Origin of the sequence: Nocardioides pymetrozini (assembly GCF_046058985.1) — a bacterium.
Classification (GTDB): Bacteria; Actinomycetota; Actinomycetes; order Propionibacteriales; family Nocardioidaceae; genus Nocardioides.
The window spans coordinates 3158114-3174179 of record NZ_CP175556.1 but is presented as its reverse complement, the minus strand read 5'-3'; the positions used below and the strand labels follow the sequence as shown (position 1 = coordinate 3174179).

13 protein-coding genes are annotated in these 16066 nt (G+C 72.9%); 8 read left to right on the top strand and 5 right to left on the bottom strand.

The window, feature by feature from the left end; genetic code table 11:
• Window position 1 precedes the first annotated feature (1 nt).
• A complete protein-coding gene (locus ACJ5H2_RS15535) occupies window positions 2-409 on the bottom strand; it encodes a DUF6234 family protein (RefSeq protein WP_408896321.1) in 408 nt (135 codons plus the stop codon).
• 183 nt (window positions 410-592) lie between these two features.
• Between ACJ5H2_RS15535 and ahcY the strand changes: the two genes are divergently transcribed.
• From ahcY to ACJ5H2_RS15495, 8 genes are all read left to right on the top strand, one after another.
• Window positions 593-2035 (top strand): adenosylhomocysteinase, encoded by a 1443-nt coding sequence (gene ahcY, locus ACJ5H2_RS15530; RefSeq protein WP_408896320.1) that lies wholly within the window; start codon window positions 593-595, stop codon window positions 2033-2035.
• 164 nt (window positions 2036-2199) lie between these two features.
• Window positions 2200-2907, top strand: a complete 708-nt coding sequence (mtrA, locus tag ACJ5H2_RS15525) for an MtrAB system response regulator MtrA (protein WP_408896319.1) — start codon at window positions 2200-2202, stop codon at window positions 2905-2907.
• Window positions 2907-4637: an MtrAB system histidine kinase MtrB gene (mtrB, locus tag ACJ5H2_RS15520; protein WP_408896318.1), complete on the top strand. Its 1731-nt coding sequence runs from the start codon at window positions 2907-2909 to the stop codon at window positions 4635-4637. Before mtrA ends, mtrB begins: the two co-directional genes overlap by 1 nt.
• Entirely contained in the window at window positions 4634-6382 is a 1749-nt protein-coding gene (locus ACJ5H2_RS15515) for an LpqB family beta-propeller domain-containing protein (protein WP_408896317.1), read from the top strand. The genes mtrB and ACJ5H2_RS15515 overlap by 4 nt, the downstream gene beginning before the upstream one ends.
• Window positions 6383-6449: 67 nt before the next feature.
• Window positions 6450-7187, top strand: coding sequence for a ComF family protein (locus ACJ5H2_RS15510; protein WP_408896316.1), 738 nt, complete (start codon window positions 6450-6452; stop codon window positions 7185-7187).
• 544 nt (window positions 7188-7731) lie between these two features.
• A complete protein-coding gene (hpf, locus tag ACJ5H2_RS15505; RefSeq protein WP_408896315.1) occupies window positions 7732-8370 on the top strand; it encodes a ribosome hibernation-promoting factor, HPF/YfiA family in 639 nt (212 codons plus the stop codon).
• A 118-nt stretch (window positions 8371-8488) separates the two neighbouring features.
• Window positions 8489-9148 (top strand): response regulator, encoded by a 660-nt coding sequence (locus ACJ5H2_RS15500; RefSeq protein WP_408896314.1) that lies wholly within the window; start codon window positions 8489-8491, stop codon window positions 9146-9148.
• 40 nt (window positions 9149-9188) lie between these two features.
• A complete protein-coding gene (locus tag ACJ5H2_RS15495; protein ID WP_408896313.1) occupies window positions 9189-10403 on the top strand; it encodes a winged helix-turn-helix domain-containing protein in 1215 nt (404 codons plus the stop codon).
• Here ACJ5H2_RS15495 and ACJ5H2_RS15490 read toward each other — a convergent pair.
• From ACJ5H2_RS15490 to ACJ5H2_RS15475, 4 genes are read right to left on the bottom strand one after another with little or no spacing between them, the layout of a single operon-like run.
• Window positions 10381-11994, bottom strand: coding sequence for a succinic semialdehyde dehydrogenase (locus ACJ5H2_RS15490; protein WP_408896312.1), 1614 nt, complete (start codon window positions 11992-11994; stop codon window positions 10381-10383). The two genes, ACJ5H2_RS15495 and ACJ5H2_RS15490, sit on opposite strands and share 23 nt — an antisense overlap.
• Window positions 11991-13862: an AMP-dependent synthetase/ligase gene (locus ACJ5H2_RS15485; protein WP_408896311.1), complete on the bottom strand. Its 1872-nt coding sequence runs from the start codon at window positions 13860-13862 to the stop codon at window positions 11991-11993. Before ACJ5H2_RS15485 ends, ACJ5H2_RS15490 begins: the two co-directional genes overlap by 4 nt.
• 23 nt (window positions 13863-13885) lie before the next feature.
• Window positions 13886-15046, bottom strand: a complete 1161-nt coding sequence (locus ACJ5H2_RS15480) for an MlaD family protein (protein ID WP_408896309.1) — start codon at window positions 15044-15046, stop codon at window positions 13886-13888.
• Window positions 15043-16044: an MlaD family protein gene (locus ACJ5H2_RS15475; RefSeq protein ID WP_408896308.1), complete on the bottom strand. Its 1002-nt coding sequence runs from the start codon at window positions 16042-16044 to the stop codon at window positions 15043-15045. The genes ACJ5H2_RS15480 and ACJ5H2_RS15475 overlap by 4 nt, the downstream gene beginning before the upstream one ends.
• Between the last annotated feature and the right edge of the window lie 22 nt (window positions 16045-16066).

Sequence of the window (16066 nt, the reverse complement as noted above, 5' to 3'; positions counted from 1 at the left end):
GTCAGCCGCCGAGACAGTCGCCGGACCCGGAGTAGCACGGGACGTAGCCGCGGTCCGGCGGCGACGGAGCGGGCTCGCGCAGCTCCCGCAGGTCGATCGACGGCACGGCGAAGACGAGGGCCGTGGCCACCGCCGACAGCGCGACGAGGCCGTGCCACAGCAGCGCCGAGCGTGCGCGACGTCGTACCGCGAGCGCCAGGGACGCCACCACGGCGAGGCCCAGCGCCGACACCAGCAGCCGGTAGGCCAGGACCTCGCCCCCGGTCGGACCGGGGCACAGGCCGCCGAGGCAGAAGTACACGCCGAAGCCGTGCCAGGCGGTCGCGAGGGTCAGCAGGACGGCGCAGGTCGACGCCGCGACCTCGAGGAGGCCGGCGGGTCGGGGACGCTCGGTGCGGGGGCGCAGCATGGCCCCAGACTCGTGGCCGTCGGGAGCCCGCGCATGAGCACGCCGACCCATCCTCGCGATGATTCCCCGGCGCTCGTGCCGCGCTTGTAGGGTGGTCCACGTCATGCGCGGGAGATCCCGACGATGCGCAGATGCGCCGCAGGACCCAGCTGTCACACGACACTCGAACCTCGAGGATCACTCATGGACTACAAGGTTGCTGACCTGAGCCTGGCCGAGTTCGGCCGCAAGGAGATCGAGCTCGCCGAGCACGAGATGCCCGGCCTGATGGCGATGCGCGCCCGCTACGGCGCCGACCAGCCGCTCAAGGGCGCCCGGATCGCCGGCTCCCTGCACATGACCATCCAGACCGCCGTGCTGATCGAGACGCTCACCGCTCTCGGCGCCGACGTCCGCTGGGCCACCTGCAACATCTTCTCGACGCAGGACCACGCCGCCGCCGCGGTCGTCGTCGGCAAGGACGGCACCGTCGACGCTCCCGCCGGCACCCCCGTCTTCGCCTGGAAGGGCGAGACGCTGGCCGAGTACTGGGACGAGGCGGAGAAGGTCTTCGACTTCACCGACGCCGACGGCAACCGGATCGGGCCGAACATGCTGCTCGACGACGGCGGTGACATCACCCTGCTCGTGCACAAGGGCGTCGAGTTCGAGAAGGCCGGCGCCGTGCCCGGCCAGGACTCCACCGACAACGAGGAGTTCAAGGAGGTCCTCCGGGTCCTCGCGCGCTCCCTCGAGAACGACCCGCAGCGTTGGACCAACATCGCCAACGGCATCAAGGGCGTCACCGAGGAGACCACCACGGGTGTGCTCCGCCTCTACGACCGCTTCAAGGAGGGCTCGCTCCTCTTCCCGGCGATCAACGTCAACGACTCGGTCACCAAGTCGAAGTTCGACAACAAGTACGGCTGCCGCCACTCGCTCATCGACGGCATCAACCGCGGCACCGACGTGATGATCGCCGGCAAGACGGCCGTCGTGTGCGGCTACGGCGACGTCGGCAAGGGCTCCGCGGAGTCGCTGCGCGGCCAGGGCGCCCGCGTGATCATCACCGAGATCGACCCGATCTGCGCGCTCCAGGCCGCGATGGACGGCTACGAGGTCAAGCGCCTCGAGTCGGTCGTCGAGACCGCTGACATCTTCATCACCACGACGGGCAACTTCGACATCATCCGCGTCGAGCACTTCGAGAAGATGAAGCACCAGGCGATCGTCGGCAACATCGGCCACTTCGACAACGAGATCGACATGGCCGGCCTCGCGAAGATCCCCGGCATCGTCAAGGACGAGATCAAGCCCCAGGTCCACCAGTGGATCTTCCCCGACGGCAAGAAGGTCATCGTCCTCTCCGAGGGCCGCCTGCTGAACCTCGGCAACGCGACCGGCCACCCGTCGTTCGTGATGTCGAACTCCTTCACCAACCAGGTCCTCGCGCAGATCGAGCTCTTCACCAAGCTCGACGAGTACCCCATCGGCGTCTACGTGCTGCCCAAGCACCTCGACGAGGAGGTCGCCCGCCTGCACCTCGACGCCATCGGCGTCGAGCTCACCGAGCTCACCCAGGCGCAGGCCGACTACCTCGGCGTCCCCGTCGGCGGACCGTTCAAGTCGGAGCACTACCGCTACTGAGTTGGTCGGCGCGAGCGCGTCGCAGGTCGTGCGTGCCGCACGGTCCTCGCTGGGCGTCCGGCTGCTGGGCGGCCGGACCTTCACCGGCTGACGCTCGTCGCTCACGGGCCTCGCATCCACCTGGGTGCGGGGCCCGTGGCGTCTGCCCGCCTAAGATTGCGCGCGTGACTCCGCCCGCCAGCGCGCCGTACCCGACCAAGGGACGCGTCCTCGTCGTCGACGACGACGCGCCGCTGGCGGAGATGCTGGGCATCGTGCTGGGGCAGGAGGGCTTCGAGAGCCGGGTCTGCCCGCGCGGCGACCAGGCGCTGGCGGCCTTCCGCGACTACCGGCCCGACCTGGTGCTGCTCGACCTGATGCTGCCGGGCAAGGACGGCATCGACGTGTGCAAGGAGATCCGCGCCGAGTCCGGTGTGCCGATCGTCATGCTCACGGCCAAGGGCGACACCGTCGACGTGGTCGTCGGGCTCGAGTCCGGGGCCGACGACTACGTCGTCAAGCCGTTCAAGCCCAAGGAGCTCGTCGCGCGGATCCGGGCCCGGGTCCGCCGCACCGAGACGGTGCCGCAGGAGACCCTCGCGATCCGGGACGTCGAGATCGACGTCGCCGGGCACGCCGTCACGCGCGGCGGCCAGGAGATCTCGCTGACCCCGCTCGAGTTCGACCTGCTGCTGTGCCTGGCCCGCAAGCCCGGGCAGGTGTTCACCCGCCAGGTCCTGCTCGAGGAGGTGTGGGGCTACCAGCACGCCGCCGACACGCGCCTCGTCAACGTCCACGTGCAGCGGCTGCGCTCCAAGGTCGAGCACGATCCCGAGCACCCCGAGATCGTGCTGACGGTGCGCGGAGTCGGCTACAAGGCCGGATCCGCGTAGTGACCACCAGGCCCGCGGGGGCCGGGATCGGCCGGCGGGTGCTCGACGGCCTGCGCGCGTGCTGGGCATGGGTCGCGCCCCGGCTGCGGCGGGGCCTGACCTTCTGGCGCCGCTCGATCCAGGCCCGGGTCGTGGTCAGCACGGTGGTCCTGTCCGCGGTCGTCATCAGCGGCGTCGGATGGATCCTGCTCCAGCAGACGCGCGACGGCCTGCTGCGCCACCGGGTGGAGCTCGTCCTGGGGGAGGTCGACGCCGAGGTCACCGACGCGGAGGTCCGGCTCGAGGCGGCGTCGGGCCGTGAGGTCAATGCCAGCGGACAGCAGCAGCGCGACCTGGTCGACCCGATCATCGAGCGCGGCGACAGCCGCGGGTACGCCGTCGTGCTGGCCGGACCCGAGGGCGCCGACCGACCGCTGCGGACCGGCGGCGGCGAGTACACCAGCGGTCTGGACCTGGTCAGCATCCCCGCCTCCCTCGAGGAGCACTTCGACGCGCCGAGCCGCGCCACGGCGTGGACCTACACCGAGATCGTCCGGACCCGCGGCACCGGCGCCGACGCCCGGACCACCCGCGAGCCGGGCATCGTCGTGGGCTCGCAGGTCCAGCTGCCCTCGGACGGGCAGACCTACACGCTCTACTTCCTCTTCCCGCTCACCGAGGAGCAGGAGACGCTCAGCCTCGTCACGCGCGCCCTCCTGACCGCCGCCGGCCTGCTCCTCGCGCTCGTCGCCGGGCTGACCTGGCTGGTGACCCGACAGGTGGTGAGCCCGATCCGGATGGCCCGCCGGGTGGCCGAGCGGCTCGCCGCCGGACGCCTCCAGGAGCGGCTGCAGGTCAGCGGAGAGGACGACATCGCCCGGCTGGCGTACTCCTTCAACCAGATGGCCACCAGCCTCCAGCGCCAGATCCGCCAGCTGGAGGAGCTGAGCTGGGTGCAGCGCCGCTTCGTCTCCGACGTCTCGCACGAGCTGCGTACGCCGCTCACCACCGTCCGGATGGCCTCCGACGTGCTGCACGACGCCCGGGCCGCTTTCGACCCGGCCACGGCGCGCTCCGCCGAGCTGATGCAGGCCGAGCTCGACCGCTTCGAGAACCTGCTCGTCGACCTGCTCGAGATCAGCCGCTTCGACGCCGGCGCGGCGGTCCTGGCGACGGAGAACGTCAACCTCGGCGACCTGGTCCGGCGGGTCGTCGACGCCGCGCGCCCGCTGGCCGACCAGCGGGGGATCCGGGTCCGCGTGGAGGAGCCCACCGAGGCGGTGCGCGCCGACGTCGACGTCCGCCGGATCGAGCGGATCGTGCGCAACCTCGTGACCAACGCCATCGACCACGCGATGGCCGACGACCCCACCGAGGCCGTGCTGGTGCGCCTCGCCTCCGACGACGAGTCGGCGGCGATCACGGTGCGCGACCACGGCGTGGGCCTCGCGCCGGGGGAGGCCTCGATGGTGTTCAACCGCTTCTGGCGCTCCGACCCGGCCCGCACCCGCACCAGCGGAGGCACCGGCCTGGGGCTCGCGATCGCCCAGGAGGACGCGCACCTGCACGGCGGCTGGCTCCAGGCCTGGGGCCGGACCGGGCAGGGTGCCCAGTTCCGGCTCACCGTGCCCCGCCACGCCGGTGGGACGCTGCGGCACAGCCCGCTGCCGCTCGTGCCCGACGACGCCGCGTCGAGCGACGCGGCGGTTGTGGTCGGCGACGTCGTCCCCGCACCCCAGGAGGAGCGATGACCCACCCTGTCGCCCGTCGCGGGCTCGTGGCCGTCCTGGCCGTCCTGGCGCTCGCACTGTCCGGATGCGTCGCGCTGCCGACGTCGGGACCGGTCGTCCAGACCCGCGGCACCGACCACGCCGACACCCGGCGCGCCAGCGACATCGACGCCCGCCCGCCCGACCCCGGAGCGTCCCGTACCGAGGTCGTCGCCGGCTTCCTCGACGCGATGACCGCCTGGCCCGTGCAGACCAGCGTCGCCAAGGAGTACCTCACCGACGAGGCCGCGGCGGGCTGGGACCCCGAGCAGGAGACCATCATCTACAGCGACTCGCTCCCCGTGCGCGAGCAGGCGGGGACCGTCTCGGTCCAGCTCGCCTCCGCCGACCGGCTCGACGCGGTCGGCGCATGGCGGGGCGCGGCGACCGCCGAGGAGCTCTCCTTGGACTTCCGGGTCACCATCGAGGACGGCGAGTACCGCATCGCCGACCCGATCGACGCGCTCGTCGTACCCGCCTCGTGGTTCCGCCAGCGCTACCGGCAGGTCTCGCTCTACTACTTCGACCCCCTCGCCCAGATCCTGGTCCCGGAGCCGGTCTTCGTGCCCGAGGGCGACCAGCTCGCCACCAGCCTGGTCTCGGGCCTGCTCACCGGACCGCCGCCGCTCGCGCAGGGGGTCGTCCGCTCCTTCCTGCCGGCGGGGCTCAGCGTCGGCCTCTCGGTGCCGGTCGACGACGACGGCATCGCCGACATCGCGCTCGTCGGGGAGGGGGCGGTCACCTCGCCCAAGGAGGCCGAGCTGATGCTGGCCCAGCTGGCCTGGACGCTGCGGCAGGACCCGTCCGTCACCGCACTGCGCGTGAGTGTCGACGGCGCGGACCTCCCGCTGCCCGACGGGGTCTCGGAGTACTCCGTGGACGCGGCCGCCAGCTACGGCCCGGCCGGACCGGGCGGCGGCAGGGCGCTCCACGGGCTGGCGCAGGGACGCCTGGTCGGCGGCACCGTCGACGGCGAGCTGGAGCCGGTGACGGGGGCCTTCGGCGACGAGGGCGCAGGGCTCGTCGCGGTCGCGGTCACACCGGACAGCGAGTGGGCCGCGGCGGTCGACCTCGGCGGCCGGCGGGTACGCCGGGCGCCCGTGCGCGAGACGACCTCCCAGCCGACGCCGCAGACCCTCCTCACCGGTGGCGCCTACGCCCGTCCGACGTGGGACAACGCGGGCCGGCTCTGGGTCCTGGAGCGTCGCGGCGCCGACGCCGTCGTGTGGCTCGTCGAGGACGACCGGGTGCGCCCCGTCCGCGTGCCCGGCATCACGGGCACGCGTGCCCGCGAGCTCGTCGTGAGCCGCGACGGCACCCGCCTGGTCGGCGTCGTGCGCACCCCGGACGGGGACCGGGTGGTAGGCGCTCGGGTCATGGTCGGCACCGACGGCGAGGTGCGCGCCCGCCGGCCCTTCGTCGTGCGCCCGCCCGAGGGCAGCCGGGTCGCCGACCTCGCCTGGGCCGGCCCGATCCGGGTCGCGCTGCTCACGAGGACCGCTCCGGACAGTCCCTTCGAGGTCGACGTGGTCGCGGCCGACGGAGCCACGGTGGGCGTCGAGCCGCTGTCCACCATCGTCACGGGCAAGGTCCTCGGCCTCGCCGCCTCGCCCGTCGAGGACGCGCCGATGTTCGCGGTGTACGCCGACCGCTACGTCGACCTGGTCCGCCAGGAGAGCCACGACGCCGGCCCCGCCGGGCTGACGCAGCTCGACTACGCGGGCTGACGCGCACGGTCCACAGGCCGCGGACGCCCGCTTGCCGCGCCCCGGCCGCCCTGCTGAGGTGGGGGCGATGGGAACGCTGCCCCTCCTCGGCGACGGCTTCGTCGACCTGGTCCTCGGCTCTCGCTGCGTCGGATGCGAGCGACCGGGGCGGCCGCTGTGCCCGGACTGCCGCGCGACCCAGCCGGCGGAGGCCGCGCCCCGGTGGCCGACGCCCTGTCCGGCCGGCCTCGTGCCGCCGTACGCGGTCGGGGAGTACGACGGCCTGCTGCGCGCGCTCGTCCTGGCTCACAAGGAGCGCCGTGTGCTCGCGCTCGCCGCGCCGTTGGGGGCCCTCCTCGCCGTCTCGGTCCGGACCGCCGCCGCCGAGGCCGGCCGGCACGGCCCGATCGTGCTGGTGCCGGTGCCCTCCCGCGCGGCGAGCGTGCGCCAGCGGGGACAGGACCCCACCCTCGCCATGACCCGGGCAGCGAGCCGCGCCCTCGGTGGCCACGCGCGCACGGCCCGTCTGCTCCGGCTCCGCCCCGGCGTCGTCGACCAGTCCGGGCTCGACGCCACCGCCCGAGCCGCCAACCTCGCCGGGTCGATGACCGTGCCCGCGGTCCTCGTACGACGCCTCGCCCGGCGCTGCCCGCACGCCCACGTCGTCGTCTGCGACGACGTCCTCACGACCGGCGCGACCCTGCGCGAGGCACAGCGGGCGCTCGAGGCCGCCGGGGTGCCGGTGCTCGCCGCCGCGGTCGTCGCCGCCACCCGCCGGCGCTCTCTGGGCGGCCGCGACGTGACCCGCCAGGTGCGCGGGACCTGAACTTGCGGCCAAGCCTTTCGTCCTCACCACTCACGGACTAACGTCTGGTCATGGAGTCCGCCCGGGTCCGTGGTTGCGTCGCCCAGGCCGGGCGCGAGCCCGACCGGGAGCGGCAAGCCGAGGCCAGTCGCAGGCGAAACGGTCCACGTAAGCCGGCCCCCGGGCCGGTGATCACGGTGCGGCTTAGTCGTAAGTCCTGCCTCGGACCGGACGTCAGATGCGTCCGTCTCCGGGAGAAGGCCGGTAGTGGCAACAAGCTGCGGAAGCCTCAGCAGGCGGGTGTGGGGACGAAGACCAGGTCGGCCGGGCGGGCTCCGCTGGCTCGTCGGCGCGAGCGTGTCGCGCGGGCGACACGCTGCCGCGCCGCGGTCGAGGTTCGCTGGGGTCCAGGTCTCCTGGCGGCCAGACGCTGCGAGCTGCTTGTCGGCGCGAGCCCCTCAAGACTTCTCTCCCCATGGCTGGTCGAGCATCGCGCCAGCACCCCTACGTCCTGCCCCGTGCGGCAGGAGAGCCCATCACGCCGAAATTCCCTTGGAGGTAACTGATGGATGTTGTGGTCACCGGACGGCACTGCGAGATCTCGGACCGGTTCCGGGCGCACGCCGCTGAGAAGCTCACGAAGCTGGAGAAGCACGATCACCGGATCATCCGGGTGCACGTGGAGGTGGACTGCGAGCCCAACCCGCGCCAGCACGACCAGGCGGTCCATGTGGAGCTGACGGCCTTCTCCAAGGGACCGGTCATCCGGGCGGAGGCCGCGGCGGACGACAAGATGGCCGCGCTCGACCTGGCGCTGGACAAGATGGCGGCCCAGATGCGCAAGGCCGCCGACCGGCGGCGGGTGCACCGCGGGCGTCGTACCCCCGTCTCCGTGGGCAAGGCGCTCTCCGGGGTGACCGCGACCGTGGTCGAGGAGGCCGAGGACGATGTCGCGATCGAGCGCCAGGTCGGCCCCATCACGGTCACCGGCGACGGACCGCTCGTGGTGCGCGAGAAGACCCACCCCGCCAGCCCGATGACCCTCGACCAGGCGCTCTACGAGATGGAGCTGGTCGGCCACGACTTCTACCTCTTCGTGGACAAGGAGAGCGAGCGTCCGGCCGTCGTCTACCGGCGCCGCGGCTACGACTACGGGGTCATCTCCTTGGACCTCGGCGCGGACACCGGAGGCGCCGAAGGCTGAGGCGGGGGAGACGGGGTACCGGTGCTGAGCCGAACTGGACCCGCACCCACACCGGAGGTCATGCCATGATGCCCAGGTGGCGGACGGGACTTCCCCGGCGACCGCGGCGGGGCAGCCCGTGAGCGAGCCGGTACGTGTGGTGGTGGTCGACGACCAGGAGCTGTTCCGGCGTGGGCTGACGATGCTGCTCGGCATCGAGGACGGCATCGAGGTCGTCGGCGAGGCCAGCAACGGCGTCGACGGGGTCGCGCTCGCGATCAGCAGCGTCCCGGACGTCGTCCTGCTGGACGTGCGCATGCCCCAGCAGTCGGGCATCGAGGCCTGCGTCGCCATCAAGGAGGCCGTCCCGATGACGAAGATCATCATGCTGACGATGTCCGACGACGAGGCCGACCTCTACGAGGCCGTCAAGAGCGGTGCCTCGGGCTACCTCCTCAAGGACTCCTCCATCGAGGAGGTGGCCCAGGGCATCCGCGTGGTCGCCGACGGCCAGTCGCTGATCAGCCCGTCGATGGCCGCCAAGCTCATCGACGAGTTCAAGACGATGTCCAAGCCCGAGCGCACCGCCGGCCCGGCCCTCAAGCTCACCGACCGTGAGCTCGAGGTGCTGCGGTTCGTGGCCCGGGGACTCAGCAACCGCGACGTCGCTGCGCAGCTGGCGATCAGCGAGAACACCGTGAAGAACCACGTCCGCAACATCCTCGAGAAGCTGCAGCTCCACTCGCGGATGGAGGCCGTCATGTACGCCGTGCGGGCCAAGCTGGTCGAGCTGGACTAGCCCTGCCGACGGTGTCGGCGGGCCTGCCTAGGCTCGGGGCGTGAGCAGCACCCAGTCCCTCTCACGCGCCCAGGCTCGCCGGATCGCGCTGGCGGCGCAGGGCTTCCTCGACCCGGCGCACGCCGTGCCGACCCTGCGCACGTTCGACCGCACGCTTGCGCGCACCGGCGTCCTCCAGGTCGACAGCGTCAACGTGCTGCAACGCGCGCACTTCATGCCGCTCTACTCCCGGATGGGTCCCTACGACGTCGACCTGCTGCGGCGGGCGGCGAGCGGGCGCAGCCGCCGGGTGGTGGAGTACTGGGCGCACGTCCAGGCCTTCATGCCCGTCGAGCTCTGGCCGGCGATGCGGCACCGGATGGACGACTACCGCGCCCGGCGCGGCAAGTGGTTCACCGTCGAGGAGGGCGACGGGCTCGAGGCGGCACTCCTCGCCGAGATCGCCGACCGGGGCGCCAGCACCGCCCGCGAGCTGGACGACGGGCTGCCGCGAGCGAAGGACCACTGGGGCTGGAACTGGTCACGCACCCGGCGGATGCTCGACCACCTCTACATGACCGGCGAGCTGGCGATCGCCGGGCGGAACAGCCAGTTCGAGATCCGCTACGACCTGCCCGAGCGGGTCCTGCCGGCGACGGTCCTGGCTGCTGCGCCCCTCACCGCCGCGGAGGCCCACGTCGAGCTCGTCCGTCGTGCCGCGCGCTCCCATGGCGTCGCGTCCGCCCAGTGCCTGGCCGACTACTACCGGATCCGGGTCGGCGAGGCACGCACGGCGATCGCCGAGCTCGTCGCGGCCGGCGAGCTCGAGCCGGTCACGGTCGAGGGCTGGCGGCGCCCGGCGTACCTGCACCGCGAGGCCCGGCTGCCGCGGCGGGTGGCTGCCCGCGCGCTGCTGAGCCCCTTCGACCCGGTCGTGTGGGAGCGAGACCGGGCGGAGGCGCTGTTCGACTTCTTCTACCGGATCGAGATCTACACGCCGGCCGCGCGGCGGGTGCACGGCTACTACGTGCTGCCCTTCCTCCTCGGCGACCGGATCGTCGGGCGGGTCGACCTCAAGGCGGACCGGCTCACGGGCCGCCTGCTCGTGCAGTCCGCCTGGTCCGAGCCGCACGCCCCGGCCGAGACCGCCGCCGAGCTCGCCCTCGAGCTCGAGCGGCTCGCCGGCTGGCTGGGGCTGACGCAGGTCGAGGTCGCCTCGAAGGGCGACCTCGCGCCTGCACTCCTCGCGGAGGTCAGCGCACCCGCAGCCTCCTGAGCAGGCGCAGCTGGGCGTTGCCGAGGCCCACGAACCTCTCCAGCGCCATGCCGGGCGGCGGCCCGAGCGGCATCAGCCGTTGGGTGGCCACCGTCTGCGACTCGGTGTACTTCCGGATGCCCTCGGCCCCGTGGCGTCGGCCGAGGCCGCTGTCGCCCATGCCCCCCATCCCGGCCTCGATCGACCCGGCGGCCGCGGCGGCCCCGTCGTTGACGTTGACCGAGCCCGCCCGGATCCGGGTGGCGAGCCGCTCCGCGGCGGCGGTGTCGCGCGACCAGATGCTCGCGGAGAGCCCGTAGCGCCCCTCGTTCGCCTTGGCGACGGCGTCCTCGTCGGTGGCGACCGGGTACAGCGAGATCACCGGTCCGAAGGTCTCCTCCAGGCACACCGGCATGTCCGCGGTGACGCCCTCGAGCACGGTCGGCTCGTGGACCAGGGGGCCGAGGTCGGGGCGTGCCCGGCCACCGGTCAGCACCGTGGCGCCCGCCGCCACGGCCGACGCGATGTGCGAGGTCACCGCCTCCAGCTGCGCCGGCGAGGCCAGGGACCCGACGTCGACGGTGTAGTCGTAGGTCTGCCCCAGCCGCAGCGCCTCCGTGGCGGCCACGAGGGCCGAGCGGAACTCGTCGTACACGTCCTCGTGCACGATCACCCGCTCGATGTGGATGCACATCTGCCCGGTGTTGGCGAAGGCCGCGGCGACACACCCGGCGGCGGCCTTCGGTACGTCGGCGTCGGCGAGGACCACGAGCGGGTTCTTGCCGCCGAGCTCCAAGGACGCGGCGATGAGCATCTCGCCCGCTCGGCGCCCCACCCGCCGGCCCGTCTGCGTGGACCCGGTGAAGCAGAGGTGGTCCACCCCGGTGCCGGGGGCGTCCGGCGCGCCGATGAGCGCGTCCCCGACCACCGACCCGGGACCGACGACGACGTGCCAGATGTCGCGGGGCAGCCCGGCCTCGGCCAGCAGCGCCCGGGTCCACAACAACGTCAGCGGCGTCTGCGAGTCGGCCTTGCTGACGACGCCGTTGCCCGCCAGGAGGGCGGGCAGGACGTCCCCGACCGCCAGGTAGAGCGGGTAGTTCCACGGCGAGATCACCCCGACCACGCCCTTCGGGACCCGGACCTCGCGGACCTTGGTCAGCCCGGGGATCGCGCCGCGGACCTTGTGGTCGACGAGGTAGCGGTGGCCGTGTCGGGCGTAGTGCCGGGCGATGGTGGCGACCTGGAGGATCTCCTGCCAGGCGCTGAACCTGGCCTTGCCCATCTCCCACTGGATCAGGTCGATGACCTCGTCCTGCCGCTCCAGGAGCAGGTCGTGGAAGCGCAGTACGACCTGGGCGCGGGTGCCCCACGGCAGCAGCGCCCAGCGGTGCTGGGCCTGGCGCGCACTGGCGACGGCATCGACGACGTCGTGGGCGCTGGAGACGGGCACCTCCGCGGTCGGCCGTCCGTCGTACGGCGCCACGGCGGTGCTGCTCGCCGTGCCGGCCGGGTCCCGGAAGACCCAGCGGCACCACTGCGCGATCCGCTCGTCGGTGACCCACCCCGGCCGGGCGGTGAGGGCCGGGGCAGGTGCGGCGAGCGTGCTCATGCGTAGAGCCTCTCCAGGACGTCGGCGTACTTGGCGTGGACGACGCGGCGCTTGAGCTTGAGCGTCGGGGTGAGCTCCTCGGACTCGGCGGTCCACTCGACCGGCAGCAGCTCCCAGGCCTTGACCTGCTCGGGCCGGGACAGCCGCTCGTTGGCGGCGTCGACCGCCTGCTGGGCGACCGCGAGCATCGCGGGGTGCTGAGCGAGCTCGGCGAGCGAGATGCCGGAGGGGATCCCCAGCTGGGCGGCGACCAGGGGAGCGATCTCGGCGTCGAGCGTGAGCACGGCGACGACGTACGGGCGACCCTCCCCGAACACCAGCGCGTGGCCGACGATCGGGCTCTCCTTGAGGTAGTTCTCGATGTTGGACGGCGCGATGTTCTTGCCGGACGAGGTGATGATCATCTCCTTCTTCCGGTCGACCACCTTGAGGAAGCCGTCGTCGTCCAGCTCGCCGATGTCGCCCGTGTGGACCCAGCCGTCGGCGTCGATCAGCGCGGCCGTCGCGTCCTCCTGCCGGTAGTAGCCCTGCGAGGCGACCGGGCCGCGGGCCAGGATCTCGCCGTCCTCCGCGAGGGTGATCTCGATGCCTGGCAGCGCTCGTCCCACCGTGCCGAGCCGGAACTGCTCCGGCCCGCAGGCGGTCACGGCGGCACAGGTCTCGGTCATCCCGTAGACGTCGTAGATGCGCATGCCCAGGCCGGCGAAGAAGCGCGCGACCTCCAGCGGCATCGGCGCCGCCGCCGAGGCCGCCCACTCGCAGCGGTCCAGGCCGAGGAGCGCCCGCAGGAGCGACAGCAGCCCGGCGTCGGCCGCCTGGAAGCGAGCCTCGAGCTCGGCGGACACCGTCCCGCCGGACTGCTGCGCCTCGACGTACTCCAGGCCGACGGCGAGGGCGCCCTCCACCTGGGCCTTGCGCTCCGGGTCGGTCTCGGCCGCGAGCTTGGCCGCGATGCCGGTCTTGATCTTCTCCCAGACCCGCGGCACCCCGAAGAAGCGCGTGGGACGCACCTCGCCGAGGGCCCCCAGGAGCAGCGCGGGGTCGGCGACCAGGTGGATATGGGCGCCGTTGACCTGAGGGATGTACATCCCGAGCGTCCGCTCGGCGATGTGGGCGAACGGCAGGTAGGAGATGAACTCGTTGTGCTGGGTCGGTGCGGCGACCCGCAGCGAGCAGGCGCACTCGTAGAGCACCGCATGGTGGGTCAGCACGACGCCCTTGGGGTTCCCGGTCGTGCCCGAGGTGTAGAGGATCGTCAGCGGGTCGTCCGGCGAGATCCCGGCCGTGCGGGCCTCGAGCTCCGCGCCGTGGGCGGTGCGCCAGTCGGCCCCGGCGGCGAGGAAGGCGTCCCAGGTGTGGAAGCGCTCGTCCTGCGCGGGCGGCTCGGCGTCGACCACGACGACGGCCCGGATCGAGGTGCTCTCCGCCAGCGCCCGCTCCCAGCGCGCGAGGTGGTCGGTGCTCTCGAGAACGACGACCGTGGGCTCGGCGTGCCCGGCGACGTAGGCGACCTGGTCGGGGGAGAGCGTGTTGTAGACCGACATCGAGACCGCTGCCGCGTGCACGGCGCCGAGGTCGGCGACGACGTGCTCGATCCGGTTGCTCGCCATCAGCGCCACCCGGTCGCCGGGCGCGACGCCGACGGACATCAGGGCGCCGGCGACGTCGAGCGCCCGCTCGCGCAGCTCGGTCCACGAGACCGTGCGCCAGCCGGGCGCGTAGCCGGCCGAGAGATCGATGCCCACCTTGTCGGAGTACGCCGGGGCCTCGCCCTCGGCGTCGACGGTGCGGGCAAGGGCGGCAGGCAGGGTCAGGCCGGCGATCTCCTCCTCGATCTCGGCGCGGACCGCCAGGGTGTCGGTGCTCATCGGGTCTTCCTCTCGGGTGGGGGTCACTGCTGGGGTACGTTCGCGGAGCCGCGGCCCTGGGTCCCGGCGGGCGGGTCGGTGCACCGCACGTGGGTCACGGGGGTCCGGCGGTCGAGGTCCTGGATGTCGCGCTGGACCGACCGGTCGTAGACGCAGTTCTTCAGCACGCGCGGGACGAGGAGCACGCGGCCGCTCCCGTCGCGGGTGCTGCCGGCCATGACGTCCGCCTGCAGCGGCACCCAGTCCAGCCAGTGGTGCAGACCGCGCAGGTGGCGGGCGGCCATGTCGGTGAGCGGCACGCCCTTGGCGAGCAGCCGGCGCAGCTGCGGCGACAGGTCGTGCCAGAAGCGCTGCAGGCGGGGGACCAGGTCGATGGCGGTGCTGACCGTACGACGGATGTCCGGGGCCGAGCCGGCGATGGCGGCCGTGATCCGCTCGAGGTCACGCGAGACCTGGCGGACCTCGGGATCCAGGTCGTGCAGGGTCGCCAGCGGGCGCTCGGCCTCGACGAGCAGCTCCGTCAGCCGGGGCTCGAGACGTCGCAGCATCGCGAAGGCGGTCTCGAACTCGATCGCGAGGGCGCGCAGGTCGACGTCCTCGTCGCTGTTGCCGAAGATCGCCGCGGTCTCGTCGGCGATGGTGCGGATGTCGGCGAGGTCCAGGCTGCCCATGAGCGACTGCGCGTGGGCCAGCACGTCGGGCACCGTCACCGGCACGCTGAGGTCGGCCACCGGCACCGTGGCGCCGTCGGCCAGGAAGGGGCCTCCAGCCGTCCTCGGCAGCACGTCGAGGTACTGCTCGCCCACGGCGGAGAGGTTGTGGACCTCCATCGCCGAGTCCACGGGGATGTCCACGTCCGCGTCGATCTCGAGCTCGGCGACGGCGCCCACGCCGGGCGCGTCCCCGAGCCGGACGGCGCTCACCTCCCCGATCCGCTGGCCGCGGTAGGTGACCACGGATCCCTCGTGGAGGCCCGCGGCCTGGGGCAGCTCGACACGGAGGCGCCGTGGGTCGTGGAAGAGCGACCCGCCGACCACCGTGTCGGCGACGTACAGCACGCCGAGCACGAGGATCACCAGGATCAGCGCCTGCGCGGTGCGGATCCGGCGTCGCCACATGCCGGCGCTGGAGACCCGCTCCGCCGCCCGGCGCGCCTTGTCGCTGAGCTCGACGCCCGGCCTCACTGCTGGCCTCCTCGGCGCGTCGGCGCACCGGGGATCGGACCGCCCTCGCCGCCGACGACGTGCACGAGGGCGTCGAGGTCCAGCAGGAAGGTCAGGTCGAAGTTCGCGTAGTCGCCGGGCGCGGCCTCGTCGCTGCCCGACGCGAACGCGATCAGGCCCTCCATCACCCCTTCGACGTCGCTCCTCCGGTCGAGCAGCGTCCGGACCACCGGACGCATGTCGTCGAGCTGGGCGAGGAGGTCCGCCCGGACCGCGCGGGTCAGCGGGGTGGCGACGACGTCGAAGCGGCTCAGCGACTCCATGGCGAGGACGAGGTCGTCGCGCTGCCGGTCCAGGGCCCGCACCAGGTCGGTCACGTCGGTCAGGGAGGAGGTGATCGCGGGCAGGTCGCGGGCGACGCGGGTCGTGAGCCGGTCGAGCGCCGCGGTGAGCCGGTCGAGCCGGGGCCACTGGCCGTTGAGGTCGGTCACGGCGACGTCGAGCCGGGCCAGCAGGCTCTGCACGCTCTCCGTGTTGTGGCTCAGGGCCACGTTGAGCTGGTCGATGATCGTCGAGATGTCCGCGAAGCTGCCGCCGGTCACCACGGTCGAGAGCGCGGAGAGCAGGTCGGTCACGTCGGGCGCCGTACCGGTGACGGTCGCCGGGAGCACCGCGCCCTCCGGCAGGACCTTCCCCTCCGCGCCCGGGAACACCTGGACGAACGCGGTGCCCATGGGCGAGGTCAGCCGGATCTCTGCGGTCGTCGTGTCGCGCAGCCGCACGGACGTCGACAGGGCGAGCTCGACCTCGGCCACGTAGTCGCCCGCCTCGATCGCGCTCACCTGGCCGACGGTCGCCCCGTCGAGCTTGACGGGGGCGTCGACCGGGAGGTTCAGGGCGTCGGCGAACTCGACGGTCAGCGGGTACGTCGGGCCGTCGACGAGCCCGGGCAGGGGGACGCTCTCCAGGCTGAGCCCGCAGGCGGCCGTCGTCGAGGCCAGGCCTACGAGCGTCGCCATGGCCGCCGCGAGGCGCCGGGAG